1 protein-coding gene is annotated in these 2,165 nt (G+C 49.7%); it reads left to right on the top strand.

Annotated elements, in window-relative coordinates; translation table 11 throughout:
- Window positions 1-21: 21 nt before the first annotated feature.
- A complete protein-coding gene (locus tag BZG79_RS14465; protein WP_077774756.1) occupies window positions 22-2,034 on the top strand; it encodes a M4 family metallopeptidase in 2,013 nt (670 codons plus the stop codon).
- Window positions 2,035-2,165: the final 131 nt, after the last annotated feature.

Raw genomic sequence — 2,165 nt, 5'->3', positions numbered from 1 at the left:
TTCCTATCTAACGAGGATATTATGCGTAAAACGTTACTTGCCTTATTTATTCCACTTGCGTTGCCCGCTTATGCCGCCAATATTGTCGATGCGACCAGTATTGATTTGAGCGAAGCACTCGCACCTGAGCAATCTCGCAGTGCCATGGTGAATGGCTCTCCATTAAGTTACCAAGAGCAATCTCGCCTTAACATTGGTGGCCAATCTCTGGTTCGCAAACAACAACTTCATTACGGTATTCCTGTTTATGGTTACTCGGTGGTTGAGAACACATCGGCGCGCAATTTTGCGCCGGATGTAAAAGGCGAGGTCGTCACCGGTATTGAGTCTGATATTGGCAGCACGCTGCCGATGTTGAATCAGCAACAGGCTATTGCCATTGCACAGGGCGAATCTACCCCAAATGCGCGGCAATTTAAGCAACCAGATGCGAACACACAGTTGTTGATTTGGCTTGATGAGCAGCAAACTGCGCGCCTGGTGTATAAAGTCGACTATTTAGCCAGCGATAATGGCCATCCGTCACGCCCGATTAAAATTATCGATGCGAAATCCGGCACTGTTTTAGATAGCTGGGAAGGCATCGCTCACCTAGAAGCGAGTGGCCCAGGAGGGAACCAAAAAAGTGGTCGGTTTAACTTTGGTCCGAACACGCAGCTCGGTGGATTCCAGGTGAATAGTCGCTGCCAAATGGACAGCCCCGACGTGAAAACCATTAATATGAACAACCGTGAATGGGGCGGACAAGTTCATCAATTTAATTGCCCTCAAAATACCTATCGCCAAGTCAACGGCGCCTATGCCCCGATGAATGATGCGCAGTACTTTGGTCAGCAAGTTTTCAACATGTATCAAGATTGGTTAGGTGTTCGCCCTATTCGCCAGCAGCTCACAATGCGTGTTCACTATGGTCAAGGCTACGGTAATGCGTTTTGGGATGGTCGCCAGATGACATTTGGTGACGGAAATCGCAGCATGTACCCGCTTACCACTTGGGATGTGATTGCACACGAAGTCAGTCATGGTTTTACCGAGCAAAACTCTGGCTTAGAGTATCGCGGAATGTCTGGTGGCATGAATGAAGCCTTTTCAGATATCGCTGCCGCAGCGCTAGGCCAGTATGTATTCGGCGACTTTAACTGGAAAATGGGTGAAGATGTGATGAAGCATAGCGAAGCCATGCGTTATTTCATTAACCCCAGTAAAGACGGTCGCTCTATTGGTCACGTTGATCGTTACTATCAAGGCATTGATGTCCACTTAAGCTCGGGGATTTATAACAAAGCCTTTTATCATTTGGCCACCAGCGAACAGTGGAATATCAAAAAGGCCTTCCGCGCATTTGCAACTGCTAACCAACTTTACTGGCGTCCTAACGCGAGCTTCCAACAAGGCGCGAATGGGGTTTGCGAAGCAGCTAAAGATCTTAACTACCCTGCGGGGGCAGTGAGTCAGGCCTTTGCAGAAGTCGGTATCGAGATGCAAAACTGCCAAGGTGGCGGTGGCGCACCGACGCCAGAGCCTGAGCCTGAACCACAACCCGAGCCGCAGCTAAAACCGCTCACCTTAGAGCAGCCCGTGCAAATTCAAGGTACAGCGGGAAGCACACAGCAGTTTGTGGTTCAATCCGCACCACGCGGTACGGTTTGGTTACAAACCTATCGCGGCCAAGGCGATGTCGATTTATATGCCGCTGTCGGTCGCCCGGCAAGCGCGAATGATCATGACTGTCGTTCAACCAATTCGGGCAACGATGAGTATTGTGGCTTTAGCCAAGTTCAAGGCCAAGACATTTATGTCACGGTAACCAGTAATGGTAACTACACCACGAATGTCTTAGCCCGGGTTGATGACCGCGGTGTAGAAAAAAATCGCTGCGCCAATATGCCTAGCTGGAGTCAATACAATTATTACTCGGCCGGCGTACAGGTTCAGTATCAAGGACACTTTTTCCAAGCCTCACAAAACAATTGGGGCATTGATCCTATGTCCAACCAATGGGTTTGGCGCTACCAAGGTCGTTGCCAAGGCTAGTTTCCATGGCGGCTGGCATCATGCCAGCCGCTTCATTTGTCTGTTACTGATCATGCGCCCCATCCCTTGCCAGTGAAGCGATGACGTATTGTGATCCCCGCGCGATTCTCGCCGATAATGGTACCTATCTC

It is taken from the genome of Salinivibrio sp. MA427, assembly GCF_001996115.1.
Classification (GTDB): Bacteria; Pseudomonadota; Gammaproteobacteria; order Enterobacterales; family Vibrionaceae; genus Salinivibrio; species Salinivibrio costicola.
The sequence above is the reverse complement of the archived record's forward strand: the minus strand, read 5'-3'. Positions and strand labels throughout refer to the sequence as shown.

What these genes read in the sequence shown, in the direction of transcription:
- BZG79_RS14465 (WP_077774756.1), top strand. Translation starts at nt 22, where the DNA reads ATGCGTAAAACGTTACTTGCCTTATTTATTCCACTTGCGTTGCCCGCT.